This window comes from Bradyrhizobium sp. AUGA SZCCT0105 (assembly GCF_018129565.1).
Classification (GTDB): domain Bacteria; phylum Pseudomonadota; class Alphaproteobacteria; order Rhizobiales; family Xanthobacteraceae; genus Bradyrhizobium.
The window spans coordinates 36718-53276 of the sequence record NZ_JAFCMK010000002.1; the positions used below are offsets into that span (position 1 = coordinate 36718).

At 63.8% G+C, this 16559-nt stretch carries 27 protein-coding genes; 2 read left to right on the forward strand and 25 right to left on the reverse strand.

All coding sequences use genetic code 11. From position 1 onward, the window contains the following. Window positions 1-150: 150 nt before the first annotated feature. Together JQ573_RS09095 and JQ573_RS09100 are read left to right on the forward strand one after the other, a co-directional pair. A complete protein-coding gene (locus JQ573_RS09095; RefSeq protein ID WP_212309658.1) occupies window positions 151-1230 on the forward strand; it encodes a phosphotransferase in 1080 nt (359 codons plus the stop codon). Between the two features lie 62 nt (window positions 1231-1292). Next, window positions 1293-2420: a hypothetical protein gene (locus JQ573_RS09100; protein WP_212309659.1), complete on the forward strand. Its 1128-nt coding sequence runs from the start codon at window positions 1293-1295 to the stop codon at window positions 2418-2420. Here JQ573_RS09100 and JQ573_RS09105 read toward each other — a convergent pair. From JQ573_RS09105 to rplB, 25 genes are all read right to left on the reverse strand, one after another. Beyond that, on the reverse strand, window positions 2417-2713 hold the full coding sequence (locus JQ573_RS09105) for a DUF1330 domain-containing protein (protein ID WP_212309660.1): 297 nt from the start codon (window positions 2711-2713) through the stop codon (window positions 2417-2419). The genes JQ573_RS09100 and JQ573_RS09105 overlap by 4 nt on opposite strands. Before the next feature lie 9 nt (window positions 2714-2722). Next, window positions 2723-3517: an SDR family NAD(P)-dependent oxidoreductase gene (locus JQ573_RS09110; RefSeq protein ID WP_212309661.1), complete on the reverse strand. Its 795-nt coding sequence runs from the start codon at window positions 3515-3517 to the stop codon at window positions 2723-2725. Between the two features lie 290 nt (window positions 3518-3807). Next, on the reverse strand, window positions 3808-4224 hold the full coding sequence (gene rplQ / locus JQ573_RS09115; RefSeq protein WP_097675083.1) for a 50S ribosomal protein L17: 417 nt from the start codon (window positions 4222-4224) through the stop codon (window positions 3808-3810). 122 nt (window positions 4225-4346) lie between these two features. Further along, window positions 4347-5378 carry a DNA-directed RNA polymerase subunit alpha gene (locus JQ573_RS09120; RefSeq protein WP_092114981.1) on the reverse strand — a complete coding sequence of 344 codons (1032 nt, stop codon included), beginning with the start codon at window positions 5376-5378 and terminating at the stop codon, window positions 4347-4349. 118 nt (window positions 5379-5496) lie between these two features. Beyond that, the gene (gene rpsK / locus JQ573_RS09125; RefSeq protein WP_006021048.1) at window positions 5497-5886 is read right to left on the reverse strand and encodes a 30S ribosomal protein S11; all 390 of its coding nucleotides are present in this window, start codon (window positions 5884-5886) and stop codon (window positions 5497-5499) included. Window positions 5887-6001: 115 nt separating this feature from the next. Continuing rightward, on the reverse strand, window positions 6002-6370 hold the full coding sequence (gene rpsM / locus JQ573_RS09130) for a 30S ribosomal protein S13 (protein ID WP_173637151.1): 369 nt from the start codon (window positions 6368-6370) through the stop codon (window positions 6002-6004). Between the two features lie 191 nt (window positions 6371-6561). Beyond that, on the reverse strand, window positions 6562-7461 hold the full coding sequence (locus JQ573_RS09135) for an adenylate kinase (RefSeq protein ID WP_212309662.1): 900 nt from the start codon (window positions 7459-7461) through the stop codon (window positions 6562-6564). Between the two features lie 71 nt (window positions 7462-7532). After that, complete coding sequence (gene secY, locus JQ573_RS09140) at window positions 7533-8867, reverse strand: preprotein translocase subunit SecY (protein WP_021081647.1); 1335 nt, start codon at window positions 8865-8867, stop codon at window positions 7533-7535. Between the two features lie 158 nt (window positions 8868-9025). After that, window positions 9026-9511: a 50S ribosomal protein L15 gene (rplO, locus tag JQ573_RS09145; protein ID WP_176530648.1), complete on the reverse strand. Its 486-nt coding sequence runs from the start codon at window positions 9509-9511 to the stop codon at window positions 9026-9028. Window positions 9512-9532: 21 nt separating this feature from the next. Beyond that, window positions 9533-9724 (reverse strand): 50S ribosomal protein L30, encoded by a 192-nt coding sequence (gene rpmD / locus JQ573_RS09150; protein ID WP_092114985.1) that lies wholly within the window; start codon window positions 9722-9724, stop codon window positions 9533-9535. Between the two features lie 40 nt (window positions 9725-9764). Continuing rightward, entirely contained in the window at window positions 9765-10340 is a 576-nt protein-coding gene (gene rpsE, locus JQ573_RS09155; protein WP_028349043.1) for a 30S ribosomal protein S5, read from the reverse strand. A 58-nt stretch (window positions 10341-10398) separates the two neighbouring features. Next, window positions 10399-10758: a 50S ribosomal protein L18 gene (gene rplR / locus JQ573_RS09160; protein WP_029081760.1), complete on the reverse strand. Its 360-nt coding sequence runs from the start codon at window positions 10756-10758 to the stop codon at window positions 10399-10401. 11 nt (window positions 10759-10769) lie between these two features. Continuing rightward, on the reverse strand, window positions 10770-11303 hold the full coding sequence (rplF, locus tag JQ573_RS09165; protein ID WP_092114986.1) for a 50S ribosomal protein L6: 534 nt from the start codon (window positions 11301-11303) through the stop codon (window positions 10770-10772). 14 nt (window positions 11304-11317) lie between these two features. Continuing rightward, window positions 11318-11716: a 30S ribosomal protein S8 gene (gene rpsH, locus JQ573_RS09170; RefSeq protein WP_212309663.1), complete on the reverse strand. Its 399-nt coding sequence runs from the start codon at window positions 11714-11716 to the stop codon at window positions 11318-11320. A gap of 14 nt (window positions 11717-11730) precedes the next feature. Beyond that, the gene (gene rpsN / locus JQ573_RS09175; protein WP_212309664.1) at window positions 11731-12036 is read right to left on the reverse strand and encodes a 30S ribosomal protein S14; all 306 of its coding nucleotides are present in this window, start codon (window positions 12034-12036) and stop codon (window positions 11731-11733) included. A 46-nt stretch (window positions 12037-12082) separates the two neighbouring features. Next, window positions 12083-12640: a 50S ribosomal protein L5 gene (rplE, locus tag JQ573_RS09180; protein WP_097675079.1), complete on the reverse strand. Its 558-nt coding sequence runs from the start codon at window positions 12638-12640 to the stop codon at window positions 12083-12085. After that, window positions 12633-12947 carry a 50S ribosomal protein L24 gene (rplX, locus tag JQ573_RS09185; RefSeq protein WP_050402253.1) on the reverse strand — a complete coding sequence of 105 codons (315 nt, stop codon included), beginning with the start codon at window positions 12945-12947 and terminating at the stop codon, window positions 12633-12635. Before rplX ends, rplE begins: the two co-directional genes overlap by 8 nt. Further along, window positions 12947-13315, reverse strand: coding sequence for a 50S ribosomal protein L14 (rplN, locus tag JQ573_RS09190; RefSeq protein WP_011473865.1), 369 nt, complete (start codon window positions 13313-13315; stop codon window positions 12947-12949). Before rplN ends, rplX begins: the two co-directional genes overlap by 1 nt. Window positions 13316-13390: 75 nt before the next feature. Further along, entirely contained in the window at window positions 13391-13639 is a 249-nt protein-coding gene (rpsQ, locus tag JQ573_RS09195) for a 30S ribosomal protein S17 (protein ID WP_092114991.1), read from the reverse strand. A gap of 10 nt (window positions 13640-13649) precedes the next feature. Then, entirely contained in the window at window positions 13650-13856 is a 207-nt protein-coding gene (rpmC, locus tag JQ573_RS09200; protein ID WP_212309665.1) for a 50S ribosomal protein L29, read from the reverse strand. A 5-nt stretch (window positions 13857-13861) separates the two neighbouring features. Next, entirely contained in the window at window positions 13862-14275 is a 414-nt protein-coding gene (gene rplP, locus JQ573_RS09205) for a 50S ribosomal protein L16 (protein ID WP_016843752.1), read from the reverse strand. A 30-nt stretch (window positions 14276-14305) separates the two neighbouring features. Continuing rightward, complete coding sequence (gene rpsC, locus JQ573_RS09210; protein WP_018272135.1) at window positions 14306-15007, reverse strand: 30S ribosomal protein S3; 702 nt, start codon at window positions 15005-15007, stop codon at window positions 14306-14308. Between the two features lie 20 nt (window positions 15008-15027). After that, window positions 15028-15414 carry a 50S ribosomal protein L22 gene (gene rplV, locus JQ573_RS09215; RefSeq protein WP_018272136.1) on the reverse strand — a complete coding sequence of 129 codons (387 nt, stop codon included), beginning with the start codon at window positions 15412-15414 and terminating at the stop codon, window positions 15028-15030. 10 nt (window positions 15415-15424) lie between these two features. Then, window positions 15425-15703 (reverse strand): 30S ribosomal protein S19, encoded by a 279-nt coding sequence (gene rpsS / locus JQ573_RS09220; protein ID WP_018272137.1) that lies wholly within the window; start codon window positions 15701-15703, stop codon window positions 15425-15427. Window positions 15704-15715: 12 nt separating this feature from the next. After that, window positions 15716-16549 (reverse strand): 50S ribosomal protein L2, encoded by an 834-nt coding sequence (rplB, locus tag JQ573_RS09225; protein WP_021081655.1) that lies wholly within the window; start codon window positions 16547-16549, stop codon window positions 15716-15718. Window positions 16550-16559 lie beyond the last annotated feature (10 nt).

Sequence of the window (16559 nt, forward strand, 5' to 3'; positions counted from 1 at the left end):
ATCCCCACAGGCCGGCGCGTGGCTTTGCCAAAGCCATGACATCGCCTGTATGATTTGCGCAACGATCACCCCGTCCTCAATCCGGCCGCGCGAGACGCGGCCGGAACGGTGGTGACGCCCCAAGGGATACATGGCGATGGGAGGAAACCGATGAGTTTGCTCACGGCCGATCCGTCGCGGATCGATCCGGAGTGGATGACGCGGGCGCTGCGCGCAGCCGGTGTGATCGACCAGGTCAGGGTCGTCGATCTCGCCTGCAAGCCGGTCGGCAATGGCCTCGTCGGCGACAGCTATCGATTTCATCTGAGCTATGACGGCGACGAGCCGAACGCGCCCGCAAGCGTCGTCGGCAAATTCCCGGCCGCAGATCCCGACAGCCGCCGATCCGGTTCCGCGCACACGCTTTATGTCCGCGAGGTCGCGTTCTATCGCGAGCTGGCGGCCACCGTCGACATTCACACGCCGCGGCCGATCCTCGCCGAAATCGATCCGGCGACCGACGACTTCACACTGATCCTGGAAGATCTGGCGCCCGCACGCCCGGGCGACCAGCTCGCCGGATGCGCGATCGCGGACTGCCTGACGGCGATGCGTGAGGCCGCCGCGCTGCATGCGCCGCGATGGAACGACCCGACGCTCGACGCGGTGCAATGCTTCGTGGTCGCCGCAAGCCGGCGCAGGGATCTTCGCGCGGTGCTGCCCGGCATCATCGGTCACTACGAGGAGCGATATCACGGCGTGATCGAGCCGGAATTCCTGGATCTGATCGACCGGCTTCCGGACGCGATACCGCGCTACCAGTCCGATCGATCGGTGCCGCGAACGCTGCAGCATGCGGACTTCCGGCTCGACAACATGCTGTTCGAGGTGCGCGGCAACACCCGTCCGATGGCCACGCTGGACTGGCAGACGCTGACGGTGGGGCCAGGCATCGTCGACGTGGCTTATTTCCTGTCGGCCGGTATCGATCCGTCCGAACGGCGGCTCCATGAAGCCGACCTGGTGCGGTTCTATCATTCCGAGCTGATCCGGCGCGGCGTGCGGGACTATGGCTGGGATGATTGCTGGCGGGATTACCGGCGCTACACGCTGCATGGCATCATGATGGGCGTCGTCTCGGCGCTCAGCGTCCAGCGCTCCGAGCGGGGCGACGCACTGTTCCTGAAAATGACCCGTGGCGCCTGCGCGCAAGCGCTGGACCACGACAGTTTTTCATACTGGCAGGACTGAAGCGCTATCGAGCGAAATCGTCCGCGTGAAGACAACGCGTCAAGACAGCGAAAGGGATCGGCGTGCTCAACAAACTGGACGACTTCCCCATCCACCAGACGCCGGAGCCGATCGCGGTTCCCTCGACCAGTGACCGCAATGTCTATGACCGAACCTGGTTCAACGGCTACACCGCGGACGGCGCGTATTATTTCGGCATCGGCATCGCGATCTACCCGCACCGCAAGATCCTCGATTGCGCCTTCAGCGTTGTGGAGCGCGGCGGACGTCAACATTGCTTCTACGGTTCGCGGCGGGCGCCGCTTGAACGCACCGAGATGCAGGTCGGCCCGTTCAGGCTTGAGGTCATCGAACCGATGCGGCGGACGCGGGTCGTGCTCGACGACAATGCGACGGGCCTCGCCTGCGACCTGACCTTCTCCGCGCGCACGGCCGCGATCCAGGAAGCGCGCCAGACGCTTTGGTCCGGCGACCGCCGCGCGATGGATTCGACCCGGTTCGACCAGTTCGGCCGCTGGAGCGGCGTCGTGCGCCACCCCGACGGCGAGATCAAGGTCGACAATCACACCTGCTACGGGACCAAGGATCGCTCCTGGGGAGTTCGCAATGTCGGCGAACGCGACGTCGGCGGCGCGCCGATGCCGCCGCCGAGCGTGTTCTTCCTTTGGGCGCCGTTGGTCTGGGACGACCACATCTCGCACGCCATCTTCTTCGACGGGACGCAGGGCGAGGCGCTGGTCCGCGAGGGCATCACCGCGCCGCTCTACCGAAGCGAGGCCGAGATCCCCAGCGTCGTCGATGGGCGCGACCGCCGCATGGCAACCGCGCGGCACCGCGTCAAATACGTCCCGAACACGCGCCTTGCGCAGTCAGCCGAGATCGACCTGGTCGACATCGACGGTCACACCTCGACCATCGCACTCGACCCGATCCTGAAATTCCAGATGAAGGGCCTCGGCTACGGTCATCCGCAATGGGGCCAGGGCATGTGGAAGGGTGAGCTCGAGATCGGCGGCGAGTCGTTCGATCCTGCAACGCTCGATCCGCTGGCTCGCGAGAACGTGCACGTGCAACAGGTGGTGCGCGCCCGCCAGGGCGACCGGAAAGGAATTGGCGTGCTGGAGCAGATATGCTTCGGCCCCTATCGGCCCTCGGGCTTCAGCGAGTTCCTCGACGGGGCCAAAGCCTAGCTCGGCACAACGCCTTCGACGAAGATCAGCCGGCGGTCCAACGCGGTCCGCCGATGCTTGAGCGCCTCGGCGTATTCCGGTGACGCGTACCACTCGCGCAGCCGCGCCATCGACGGGAATTCGACGACGATGATGTTCTTTGGCGGCGGTCCGCCTTCGACCGCTTCGGCGGCACCGCCGCGCACGAGATAGCGCCCGCCATACTGCGCGATCGCCTTGGCCGCGATCGTGCGATAAGCCTCGAAGCCTGCGGCGTCCCTCACGTCGACCTCGGAAATCACATAGGCTGACATGGCCGCGCCTCAGGCGATGGTGTTGACGATGCCGCCCTCGGCGCGCAGCGCCGCGCCGTTGGTCGCGGAGGCCTGCTTCGAGCAGACATAGACGACAAGGTTGGCGATCTCCTCGGTGCTGGCAAAGCGCTGCAACAGCGAGGTCGGCCGGTGCTGCTTGACGAAGTTGGAGGCCGCCTCCTCGACCGACTGGCCGTTCTGCTTGGCAAGATCCTTGACGAAGGTCTCGACACCTTCGGACATGGTCGGTCCGGGCAGCACGGAGTTGACGGTGACGGCGGTGCCGCGGGTCAGCTGCGCGAGCCCGCGTGCGATCGCCAGCTGCGCGGTCTTGCTCGTGCCGTAATGGATCATCTCGGTCGGGATGTTGAGGCCGGATTCCGAGGAGATGAAGACGATGCGGCCCCAGTTGCGCTTCAGCATGCCCTGCATGTAACCGCGCGACAGCCGCACGCCCGACATCACGTTGACCTCGAAGAAGCGGCTCCAGTCCTCGTCGGGAATGTCGAAGAAGCCCTTCGGCTCGAAGATGCCGGCATTGTTGACGAGGATGTCGACGTCCGGCAGCGCCGCGAGCAACGCCCGGCAGCCGGCCGATGTCGAGACGTCGGCGGCAATGCCGCGGACCTTGGCGCCCGGCACCGCCTTCTCGATCGCGGCGACCGCCGCATCGACCTTGGCTTGACTGCGGCCGTTGATGACGACCTCGGCGCCGGTGTCGACCAGCCCCCTCGCAATGGCGTTGCCGATGCCCGCGGTCGAGCCGGTCACCAGCGCAGTCTTTCCGGAAAGGTCGATTCTCATGGCTTCATCTCCATTGATGCTGACCGAGATATCGGGCGCGGCACGATGCACCGCAATTGCATCTCACCGACGCGTGAGGAGGTAGAACACACCTCGTCATCCTGGCGAAAGCCAGGACCCATTGCCACCGCAGGTGATTATGAGAAGGATTTGAGCCCCAGCGTCGCGCAACAATTGAGATTTGGGGTAATGGGTCCTGGCTTTCGCCAGGATGACGACTGGGATGGACCGTGGCCAAACAAAAACGGCGCCCGAGGGCGCCATTTTCAAAACCTTGGCTCAAGAGCGGCTTACGCCGCCTCGGCTTCCTTGTCCTGGGTCGGACCGGAGTCCTGGCCCTTGGCATCGACGTCGCGGTCGACGAACTCGATCACGGCCATCGCCGCGTTGTCGCCGTAGCGGAAGCCGGCCTTGATGATGCGGGTGTAGCCGCCCTGGCGGTCCTTGTAGCGGGTCGCCAGCGTGTCGAACAGCTTCTTGACCTGGTCGAGATCGCGCAGCTCCGAGATCGCCTGGCGGCGCAGGGCCAGCCCACCCTTCTTGCCGAGGGTGACGAGCTTCTCGACGATCGGCCGCAACTCCTTGGCCTTCGGCAGCGTGGTGACGATCTGCTCGTGCTTGATCAGCGCGGCCGCCATGTTGGCGAACATCGCACGCCGATGCTCGGCGGTGCGGTTGAGCTTCCGATGAACCTTGCCGTGACGCATTGACTATTCCTTACTTTGTAATCTGCCGCGACGGTTCGTCGGACATGTTGCTCAGGTGGGCTGCCTGCGTTCGCCCGTTGGAATCATGGCCGGGAGAGCCCGGCCATGATGATTGAATCGGATCAGTAGTGATCCTCGAAGCGCTTGGCGAGCTCGTCGATGTTCTCCGGCGGCCAGCCCGGCACTTCCATGCCGAGGTGCAGACCCATCTGGGCCAGCACTTCTTTGATCTCGTTCAGCGACTTGCGGCCGAAGTTCGGGGTACGGAGCATTTCCGCTTCCGACTTCTGCACGAGGTCGCCGATGTAGACGATGTTGTCGTTCTTCAGGCAGTTTGCCGAACGCACCGACAATTCGAGCTCGTCGACCTTCTTGAGGAATGCCGGGTTGAACGCGAGATCGGGGATGATCTCCTGCGTGACTTCCTTGCGCGGCTCTTCGAAGTTGACGAACACGTTGAGCTGATCCTGCAGGATGCGTGCAGCATAGGCCACCGCGTCCTCCGGCGTGATCGCGCCGTTGGTCTCGATCGTCATGGTCAGCTTGTCGTAGTCGAGGATCTGGCCCTCACGGGTGTTCTCGACCTTGTAGGAGACCTTGCGGACCGGCGAGAACAGGCTGTCGACCGGGATCAGGCCGATCGGCGCATCCTCGGGACGGTTGCGCTCGGCGGCGACATAGCCCTTGCCGGTCGCGACCGTGAACTCCATGCGGATCTCGGCGCCGTCGTCCAGCGTGCAGAGCTGCAGGTCGGGATTGAGCACGGTGACGTCGCCGACGGTCTGGATGTCGCCGGCGGTGACGGCGCCCGGGCCCTGCTTCTTCACGACCATGCGCTTGGGGCCTTCGCCCTGCATCTTGATCGAGATGTCCTTGATGTTGAGGACGATGTCGGTGACGTCTTCACGGACACCGGCAATCGAGGAGAACTCGTGCAGCACGCCGTCGATATGCACCGACTGCACCGCCGCGCCCTGCAGCGAGGACAGCAGGATGCGGCGCAGCGCGTTGCCGAGCGTCTGGCCGAAGCCGCGCTCGAGCGGCTCGGCGACCACGGTGGCGAACCGGCTCGCGTCCGAGCCCGGCGTCACCTGCAGCTTGTTCGGTCGAATGAGTTCTTGCCAATTTTTCTGGATCGTCACTTGTTCACCCATGGGCCAGTCGTTGGGCCCGTCGAATGGCCGAACCTGGCGTTGGAGATCGCGGAACAGTCCGCGCGGTCAATTCCGAAAACGATCGCAGGGCGGCAAGATGCCGCCCGCGATTTACAGATCAAACGCGCCGACGCTTGCGCGGACGGCAGCCATTGTGCGGGATCGTGGTCACATCGCGGATCGAGGTGACGGTGAAGCCCGCAGCCTGCAGCGCACGGAGCGCCGACTCACGGCCCGAACCCGGGCCGGCCACTTCAACCTCCAGCGTGCGCATGCCGTGTTCCTGCGCCTTCTTGGAGACGTCTTCGGCCGCGACCTGCGCGGCATAGGGGGTCGACTTGCGCGAGCCCTTGAAGCCCATCGTGCCGGCCGACGACCAGGCGATGGTGTTGCCCTGCGCGTCGGTGATGGTGATGGTCGTGTTGTTGAACGACGAATTCACGTGCGCGATGCCGGAGGCGATGTTCTTGCGTTCGCGGCGACGTACGCGGGTGGCTTCCTTGCCCATTTCAAACCTTTCCTGTGATCTCAACGCCGCCGTAGTGCCAGCGGCTACACCTCAAAACGCAAATGGCGAGTAGCGAATTTTCGATTCGCTACCCCCCACCTGCAATTCGTAAAACTTACTTCTTCTTGCCGGCGATCGCCTTGGCCGGCCCCTTGCGCGTGCGCGCATTGGTGTGGGTGCGCTGGCCGCGCACCGGCAGACCACGGCGATGACGCAGGCCGCGATAGCAGCCGAGGTCCATCAGCCGCTTGATGTTGATGCCGACCTCACGACGGAGGTCGCCCTCGACCAGATAGTCGCGGTCGATGACTTCGCGGATCTGCAGGACCTCCTGGTCGGTCAACTGGCTGACACGACGGTCCGCCGGGATCTTGACCTTCTCGATGATGTCGGCCGCGTTCTTCTGGCCGATACCATGGATGTACTGAAGCGCGATCAGCACGCGCTTGTTGGTAGGAATGTTGACGCCGGCAATACGGGCCACGGACTTCTCTCCTGTCGCCGATCCATCACGGATGCGGGCTTCTCAAGTTCTTGCTCTCTGCGGGCTTGTGTCCACAAACGCGAACACGACGCCCTTCCCCTCATGTCCTTCGGGGCCCGGCATCGTCATAAAACTATCCAACTTGGATGCGGGGCTTATTAAAGGATTCATGTCGGTTTCGTCAACCGCTCCTAGCGTTTAGCTCGCTTTTTCGTGAGCTTTTTTGCTGCCTTTTTGGCGGCTTTTGCCCCCTTCCGGGCATTCGCGGCACGGGCGGCCTGCTTTGCGGCCTTCTTCACGGTCTTCCTGGCCGGCTGCTTCGCCTTCTTGGCAGCTTTGCCCTTGGAGGCCGGCTTTGAGGCCCCCTTGGCGGCCTTACGGGCCGGTTTGGCGGCCGTTTTGGCCGATTTAGCTGCCTTCTTGGTCGGCTGCTTCGCGGTCTTCTTGGCCGTCTTGGACGCCTTCGAGGCGCTCCTGGCTTCCTCGTGCTCCTTCGGTTCCAGCGCGCCGAGCGCAGTCAGGATCCGGTTGATCTCGCGGGTGACGTGCTCGATGGTCATCATGCCGTCGACCGTCAGAAGCTTCCGCCGCTCCGAGTAATAGTGAATCAGCGGTTCCGTCAGCGAGCGGTACTGCGCCAGGCGCTTGGTCAGCACTTCCGGCGTATCGTCGAGGCGCACTTCCTCGCCGCGCGCGCGGGTTTCCTCGGCACGCTTCTCGACGCGGGCGAGCAGCGCGCTCTCGTTGACGCGCAGCTCGACGACGGCGTCGAGCTTGAGGTGCTTTTTCCGGAGCAGCTCGTCGAGGGCCTCCGCCTGCGGCACGGTGCGCGGGAAGCCGTCGAGAATGAAGCCCTTCTTGGCGTCGGGCTCCTCGATTCGGTCGGCGATGATTCCCACCACGACCTCGTCGGGAACCAGCCCGCCATTGGACATGATCTCCTTGGCCTGCAAGCCGACCGGAGTGCCTGCGGCAGCGGCCGCGCGCAGCATCTCGCCGGTCGAGAGCTGAACGATGCCATGCCGGTGCACCAGCCGCTGCGCCTGGGTTCCCTTGCCCGAGCCCGGCGGCCCCAAAAGGATCAATCTCATATCTGTTTCGCCCCCCGGCTAGGTGGGCGACGTCCGCACACCTGTGTTTTGAGTTTGAAGCCGCGCCGCGATCAGCGGCGGCGGCCTCCCCTGAGCTTCGACTTCCTGATCAACCCTTCATACTGATGAGCGAGCAGATAGCCCTGCACCTGCGACACCGTATCCATCGTTACGCTGACGACGATCAGGAGCGAAGTGCCGCCAAAGTAGAACGGGACCGAGGCGTAGGAAATCAGAATTTCAGGAATAAGACAGACGATCGCGAGATAGATCGCACCGAGCACCGTGATGCGCGACAGCACGTAGTCGATGTATTCGGCGGTGCGCTCACCGGGCCGGATGCCCGGAATGAAGCCGCCATGCTTCTTCAGATTGTCCGCGGTCTCGGTCGGGTTGAACACGATCGCGGTGTAGAAGAAGGCGAAGAACACGATCAGCGCGAGATACATCAGCAGGAACAGCGGCCGGCCGTGGCTGAGCTGGGTGGTGAGCCACTGGAACCACTCCGGCCCCTTGCCGGCGTTGAAGTTCGCAACCGTGGTCGGCAGCAGCAGCAGCGACGAAGCGAAGATCGGCGGAATCACGCCCGAGGTGTTGAGCTTGAGCGGCAGATGCGAGGACTGGCCCTCGAACATCTTGTTGCCGACCTGGCGTTTCGGATACTGGATCAGCAGCCGGCGCTGCGCACGCTCCATGAACACGATGAAGGCGATCACGGCGACCGCCATCACGATGACGATCAGGATCAAGCCGGTCGACATCGCGCCCTGGCGGCCGAGTTCCAGCATGTTGGCGAGCGCCGACGGCAGCTCGGCGACGATGCCGGACAGGATGATCAGCGAGATACCGTTGCCGATGCCGCGCGAGGTGATCTGCTCGCCGAGCCACATCAGGAACATGGTGCCGCCGGTCAGCGTGATCGCGGTCGAGATCCGGAAGAACATGCCGGGGTCGCTGACGACATTGCCGGCGCCTTCGAGGCCGATCGCGATGCCGTAGGACTGGAACAGCGCCAGGATCACCGTCAGATAGCGGGTGTACTGGTTCAGCGTCTTGCGGCCCGCCTCGCCTTCCTTCTTGAGCGCCTCGAGTTGCGGCGACACGGTGGTCAGCAGCTGGACGATGATCGATGCCGAAATGTACGGCATGATGTTCAGCGCAAAGATCGCCATGCGGTGGATGCCACCGCCGGCGAACATGTTGAACATGCCGAGGATGCCGCCGGACTGGCTGCGGAACACCTGCTCCCAGATGTTGGGATCGATGCCCGGCAGCGGGATATAGGTGCCCAGCCGATAAACAAGCAGCGCACCCAGGGTGAACCAGATGCGCTTCTTCAGCTCGTCGGCTTTCGCCAGCTGTCCGAAATTGAGGTTTGCGGCAAGTTGTTCGGCTGCTGAGACCATGTTCGGCTTTCTCCCGGAGCCCGCTTCGCCGACGCCCCCAAGAAACTCGTTCTCTCGGGCCGTCGGCAGACACCGGACATTATCTGGTGCTCGGCCTCGATAAGTCCATCATTCGATCTGCGGATTGCCCGCGCAGGCCGCGGGCAATGACGCAGATGTTACGCCGCCTCGCCTTCGTCCTTGGCGGGGGCCAGGATCTTGACCGAGCCGCCGGCCTTCTCGACCGCAGCAATCGCCGACTTGGAGGCGCCGTGCGCTTCGATGGTCAGCTTGGTCTTGATCTCGCCGCGGCCGAGCAGCCGCAGGCCGTCCTTGGCGCGGCGCAGCACGCCGGCCTTCACCAGCGACTCGACGTTCACCGTCGCGCTTGCATCGACCAGCTTGTTGTCGATCGCTTCCTGCAGACGGTCGAGATTGATCTCGGCGAAGTCGAGCCGGAAGATGTTGTTGAAGCCGCGCTTCGGCAGGCGGCGATGCATCGGCATCTGGCCGCCTTCGAAACCCTTGATGCGGACGCCCGAACGCGCGGTCTGGCCCTTGCCGCCGCGGCCCGAGGTCTTGCCCTTGCCGGAACCGATGCCACGGCCGACACGCATGCGCTTCTTGCGCGAGCCGGCGTTGTCGGCGATATCGCTGAGCTTCATCGCCCTTCTCCTTATCTCTGCTTACTCGCCGACGACGCGGACGAGATGCTGGACTTTGCTGATCATGCCGCGAACTTCAGGGGTGTCCTGCAGCTCGGCAACCCGGCCGATCTTGTTGAGCTTGAGGCCGATCAGCGTCGAACGCTGCGAGTGATGGCGGCGGATTGCGCTGCCGATCTGCTCGACCTTGATGGTCTTGCTGGCCTGGGCCATGACAGTAACTCCAAATAGCGCGCTGGCTAATCGCGCGGGGTTATTCCGCCACCACTTCGGCGTCACCGCCGACGCGGCGCGACTGCAGGGTGGAGACCTTGATGTTGCGGCGCGCGGCCACCGAGCGCGGCGAATCCTGATGCTTCAGCGCGTCGAACGTTGCGCGAACCATGTTGTAGGGATTCGACGAGCCGATCGACTTCGCCACCACGTCCTGGATGCCGAGCGTCTCGAACACCGCGCGCATCGGGCCGCCGGCGATGATGCCGGTACCGGCCGGAGCGGCACGCAGATAGACGCGGCCGGCGCCGTGACGGCCGGCGATGTCGTGATGCAGCGTGCGGCCTTCGCGCAGCGCGACCCGCGTCAGGTTCCGCTTCGCAGATTCGGTCGCCTTGCGGATTGCTTCCGGAACTTCGCGCGCCTTGCCGTGGCCGAAACCGACCCGGCCCTTCTGATCGCCGATCACGACCAGCGCCGCAAAGCCGAAGCGCTTGCCGCCCTTGACGACCTTCGCCACGCGATTGATGTGGACGAGCTTGTCGACGAACTCGCTGTCGCGCTCCTCGCGATCCCTGCTCCGTTCGCGTCCGCCGCGTTCGCGTTCACCTGCCATGGTGTTTTCCAATCTCTAGGAGGCCTGACGCCTCTATCCTGGTAATCGTTCGTAAAGTTTAGAAGCTCAATCCGCCTTCGCGCGCCGCATCCGCGAGCGCCTTGACGCGCCCGTGATAGATGTAGGCGCCGCGATCGAACACGACTTCCTTGACACCCTTCTGCGCCGCGCGTTCCGCCAGCAGCTTGCCGACGGCCTTCGCCGCATCGATGTCGGCGCCGGTCTTGCCGGCGTCGCGCAGGTTCTTCTCCAGCGACGAGGCGGACGCGAGCGTCTCGCCCTTTTGGTCGTCGATGACCTGGGCGTAGATGTGCTTGGACGAGCGGAACACCGACAGCCGCGGACGGCCGCCTGCCGAGCGGCGAAGCGCAAGGCGGACGCGCTGCTTGCGCCGGGCATTCGTAACCTTGAGTGACATGACCGGCTCCGTTACTTCTTCTTGCCTTCCTTGCGGAAGATGAATTCGTTGGCGTACTTCACGCCCTTGCCCTTGTAGGGCTCCGGCGGACGGTAGGCGCGGATCTCGGCGGCGACCTGGCCGACGCGCTGCGGATCGTTGCCGGTGATCGTGATCTCGGTCGGCTTCGGCACCGCGATGGTGATGCCTTCCGGGATCGCGTAGACCACGTCGTGGCTGTAGCCGAGCGCGAGCTGCAGGTTCTTGCCCTGCATCGCGGCACGGTAACCGACGCCGGTGATCTCGAGCTTCTTCTCGAAGCCCTTGGTGACGCCCTCGACGAGGTTGGCGACCTGCGCGCGCGCGGTTCCGTACATCGCCTGCGCACGGTTGGTCTTGACGCGCGGAGCGACCTTGACCTGGCCGTTCTCGAACTTCACCTCGACGTCGTCATGCACGACGAACTGAAGCTGGCCCTTCGGCCCCTTCACCTTCACCGTCTGGCCCTCGACGCTTGCCGTCACACCCGACGGGATCGCCACCGGCCTTTTGCCGATACGTGACATCGTAAAATCCTTCCTCAGAACACCGTGAAGAGAACTTCGCCGCCCACGTTGGCGTCGCGCGCCTCGTGGTCAGCCATGATTCCCTTCGGCGTCGACAACACCGAAATGCCGAGACCGTTGTTCACGCGCGGCAGGTTCCTCACCGAGGCGTAAACGCGGCGGCCCGGCTTCGACACCCGCTCGATCTCGCGGATGACGGGCTCGCCGTCGAAATACTTCAGCTCGATCTCGAGCTCGCTGCGGCCCGAGGCATGCTCGACGCTGGCGTAGCCGCGGATGTAGCCCTCGGACTTCAGCACTTCGAGCACATTGGCGCGCATCTTCGAGCCGGGGCTCGAGACCTTGGACTTCGAACGCATCTGCGCGTTGCGGATGCGGGTGATGAGATCGCTGATCGGATCGTGCGTAGACATTGTTCCGACCCTCCTTACCAGCTCGACTTCACGAGGCCGGGAACCAGGCCCTTGGAGCCGAGTTCACGCAGCGCGATGCGCGAGAGCTTGTTCTTGCGATAGGTCGAGCGCGGACGCCCGGTCAGCTCGCAACGGTTGCGGATGCGCGTCGGCGACGAGTTGCGCGGCATCTCGGCGAGCTTCAGCGTCGCCGCGAAGCGCTCTTCCATCGGCTTGGTCTTGTCGGCGATGATCGCCTTCAGCTTCTCGCGCTGCGGGGCGGCGTTCTTCGCCATCCGCTTGCGCCGGTTGTTCTTCTCGATCGAACTCTTCTTTGCCATGCTTGGCTCCTGGGTATCCGCGTTTGAGTGGCTTTGCCTCAGCTACTCACTGCCGGAACGGGAAATTGAAAGCGGTCAACAAGGCACGCGCCTCGTCGTCGGTCTTGGCGGTGGTGCACACCGTGATGTCCATGCCACGCGCTTCCGAGACCTTGTCGAAGTCGATCTCGGGGAAAATGATGTGCTCCTTGATGCCGAGCGAATAGTTGCCACGGCCGTCGAAGCTCTTCGGGTTCAGGCCGCGGAAGTCGCGGACGCGGGGCAGCGCCACGTTTACCAGGCGGTCGATGAACTCGTACATATGGGCCTTGCGCAGCGTGACCTTGCAGCCGATCGGCTGGTTCTCGCGCAGCTTGAAGGTCGCGATCGCGATCCGCGAATAGGTCACGATCGCCTTCTGGCCGGCGATCTGGCTCAGCTCGGCAGCGGCGGTCTCGGCCTTCTTGCGGTCGTTGACGGAATCGCCAACGCCCATGTTGAGCACGACCTTGTCGAGGCGCGGCACCTGCATCACGTTGGCATAACCGAACTTCTCGGTCATCATGCCGCGGATCTTCTTGTCATACTCCGCGCGCAGACGCGGCGTGTAAGCTGTCTCAGCCATCGATCTCTGCTCCCGAGCTCTTGGCAACACGAACCTTCTTGCCATCGGCCTGAATCTTGAACCCAATGCGGGTCGGCTTTCCGTCCTTGCCGACATACGCAATGTTGGACAGGTCGATCGGCATCTCCTTGGAGATGATGCCGCCTTCCTGGGTCTGGCTCTGCTTCTGGTGACGCTTCACCATGTTGATGCCGCGAACGAGAGCCTTGTTCTCGTCCGGACGCACCTCGAACACCTCGCCGGTGCGACCCTTGTCGCGGCCGGTGAGCACCATCACCTTGTCGCCCTTGCGGATCTTGGCGGCCATCACAGCACCTCCGGCGCAAGCGAAATGATCTTCATGTGGTTCTTGGCGCGCAGCTCGCGCGGCACCGGCCCGAAGATACGGGTGCCGACCGGCTCGGACTGATTGTTGATCAGCACGGCGGCGTTGCGGTCGAAACGGATGACCGAACCGTCGGCGCGGCGGATGTCCTTGCGGACCCGGACCACGACGGCCTTCATCACGTCGCCCTTCTTCACCTTGCCACGCGGAATGGCTTCCTTGATCGACACAACGATAACGTCGCCCACGGTGGCATAGCGGCGCTTGGAACCTCCAAGAACCTTGATGCACATGACACGGCGTGCGCCTGAATTATCGGCCACGTCGAGGTTGGTCTGCATCTGAATCATTGATGCACCTCGTCCTCTTTCTGCGCTTTAGCGCGCCCAAAATTTCCCTGAATGTCTTCGGCCAGGCCGAAGTAATCAGGCCGTTTTCTTGTGTTCGCCCCGGACCACGGTCCAGCGCTTCAGCTTGGAGATCGGCTTCGATTCCTCGATCCAGACCATGTCGCCCGGCTTGAACTGATTGTCCTCGTCGTGCGCGTGGTAGTTCTTGGAACGGCGGATCGTCTTCTTGTAGATCGGGTGGGTGAAGCGGCGATCGACGCGCACCACCACGGTCTTGGCTTGCTTGTCGCTCACGACCACGCCCTGCAGAGTACGTTTCGGCATAGCTGGCCCCTTACTTCTTCTTCGCGCGCAGCTGCGCGGCGATGGTCTTGATACGAGCGATATCGCGGCGGGCTTCCCGCATCCGCGACGTGTTCTCCAGCTGCCCGGTGGCGCGCTGGAAACGCAGGTTGAAGCGTTCCTTCTTCAGGTTAAGGACCGCGTCGTCCCGCTGGTCGTCGCTCATCGCGCGAATGTCTTCAACTTTCATCTCGGCCATGGCGATTACTCCGCAATGCGCGCAACGAAGCGCGTCTTGATCGGCAGCTTGGCGGCGGCGAGCGACAGCGCCTCCTTGGCGGTCTGCACCGGCACGCCGTCGATTTCGAACATCACGCGGCCCGGCTTGATCCGGACCACCCACAATTCCGGCGCACCCTTGCCGGAGCCCATGCGGACTTCGGCGGGCTTCTTCGACACCGGCACGTCCGGGAACACCCGGATCCAGACGCGGCCGGCGCGCTTCATGTGACGGGTCAGCGCGCGGCGGGCGGCTTCGATCTGACGGGCGGTGACGCGCTCAGGCTCCATCGCCTTCAGGCCGAACTGGCCGAACGCCAACGTCGCGCCAGAGGTCGCAACGCCGTGGATACGGCCCTTATGCGCCTTCCGGAACTTCGTCTTCTTAGGTTGCATCATGGCTTTAAGCCCTCAAATTCCTGCTTTGCCTCAAGCGGCGTCGCGGCGCGAACGCGGCGTGTTGTCGCCCTCGGCCATCTTCTTGTCCTGGGCCATCGGATCGTGCTCGAGGATCTCGCCCTTGAAGATCCAGACCTTGACGCCGCAGGTGCCGAAGGTCGTGAACGCGGTGGCAACGCCGTAGTCGACGTCGGCGCGCAGCGTGTGCAGCGGCACGCGACCTTCGCGATACCACTCCATGCGCGCGATTTCGGCGCCGCCGAGACGGCCCGAGCAGTTGATGCGGATGCCCTCGGCGCCGAGACGCATCGCCGACTGCACGGCGCGCTTCATGGCGCGGCGGAACGCAACGCGGCGCTCGAGCTGCTGGGCGATCGATTCAGCGACCAGGGTCGCGTCGAGCTCCGGCTTGCGGATTTCGACGATGTTGATCACGACGTCCGACGAGGTGATGTCGGCAACCTTCTTGCGCAGCTTGTCGATATCGGCGCCCTTCTTGCCGATCACGACGCCCGGACGGGCCGAGTGGATCGTCACGCGGCACTTCTTGTGCGGGCGCTCGATCACGATGCGGGCGACAGCCGCCTGCTTGAGCTCCTTGTGCAGGATCTCGCGGATCTTGACGTCCTCGTGCAGGAGCTTGCCGTATTCCTGCTTGCCGGCGAACCAACGGGAGTCCCAGGTCCGGTTGATGCCGAGACGCAGCCCGATTGGATTGATCTTTTGACCCATCGTCTTCTCCTGCGCCCTTCTTAGGCGCTTGCCTCGGCCTCGACCTGACGAACCACGATGGTCAGGTGCGAGAACGGTTTGAACACACGGCCCGAACGGCCACGGCCGCGCGGAGCAAAACGCTTCATCACGATGCCATTGCCGACATGCGCCTCGGCAACGACGAGATCGTCGACATCGAGGTCATGGTTGTTCTCGGCGTTCGCGATCGCCGATTCCAGGCACTTCTTGACGTCGACCGCGATCCGCTTGCGCGAGAACTGCAGGTCGGCGAGCGCAGCCGAAGCCTTGCGGCCGCGGATCAGCTGCGCCACCAGGTTGAGCTTCTGCGGGCTGACGCGCAGCATGCGGGCGACGGCCTTGGCCTCATTGTCCGCGAGGCTACGTTCGCGCTTTGGTTTGCTCATCGTCTATTCCTCAAGCCTTCTTGGCTTTCTTGTCGCCCGAGTGGCCGTGGAAGGTCCGGGTCGGCGAGAACTCGCCGAACTTGTGACCCACCATTTCCTCGTTGATCGCCACCGGCACATGCTTCTGGCCGTTGTAGACACCGAAGGTCAGGCCGACGAACTGCGGCAGGATGGTGGAGCGACGGCTCCAGATCTTGATGACGTCGTGACGGCCGGACGCGCGCGCGGCATCTGCCTTCTTGAGCAGAGAACCCTCGACGAACGGGCCTTTCCAGACTGAACGAACCATGTCCGGCGTTCCTTACTTCTTCCGCTTGTGGCGGCTGAGGAGAATGAATTTGTTGGTCGACTTGTTGGTGCGGGTCTTCTTGCCCTTGGTCGGCTTGCCCCACGGAGTAACCGGGTGGCGACCGCCCGAGGTACGACCTTCACCACCGCCGTGCGGGTGATCGATCGGGTTCATGACGACGCCGCGGTTGTGCGGACGCCAGCCGAGCCAGCGGGTACGACCGGCCTTGCCGATCGAGATGTTCATGTGATCCGGGTTCGAGACCGCGCCGATCGTGCCGCGGCAACGGCCGTGCACGAGACGCTGCTCGCCCGAGTTCAGGCGGACGATGACGTAGTCCTGGTCGCGGCCGACGATCTGGGCATAGGTACCGGCGGAGCGTGCCAGCTGGCCACCCTTGCCGATCTTCAGCTCGATGTTGTGCACGATCGTGCCGACCGGCATGTTGCCGAGCGGCATGACGTTGCCCGGCTTCACGTCGACGTAGTTGCCGGCGACGACGGTGTCGCCCGCCGCCAGACGCTGCGGCGCCAGGATGTAGGCCAGCTCACCGTCCTGATACTTGATCAGCGCGATGAACGCGGTGCGGTTCGGATCGTACTCCAGCCGCTCCACGACCGCCGGCATGTCCACCTTGTCGCGGCGGAAGTCGACGGTGCGGTAAGCCTTCTTGTGGCCGCCGCCGCGGAAACGCACGGTGATGCGACCGGTGTTGTTGCGACCGCCATTGCCGAGCTTGCCCTCGGTCAGGGTCTTCACCGGCTTGCCCTTGTAGAGCGCCGAACGATCGACCATGACCAGCTGGCGCTGGCCCGGCGTCGTGGGATTGTAGGTTTTCAATGCCATCGTCGTTGCG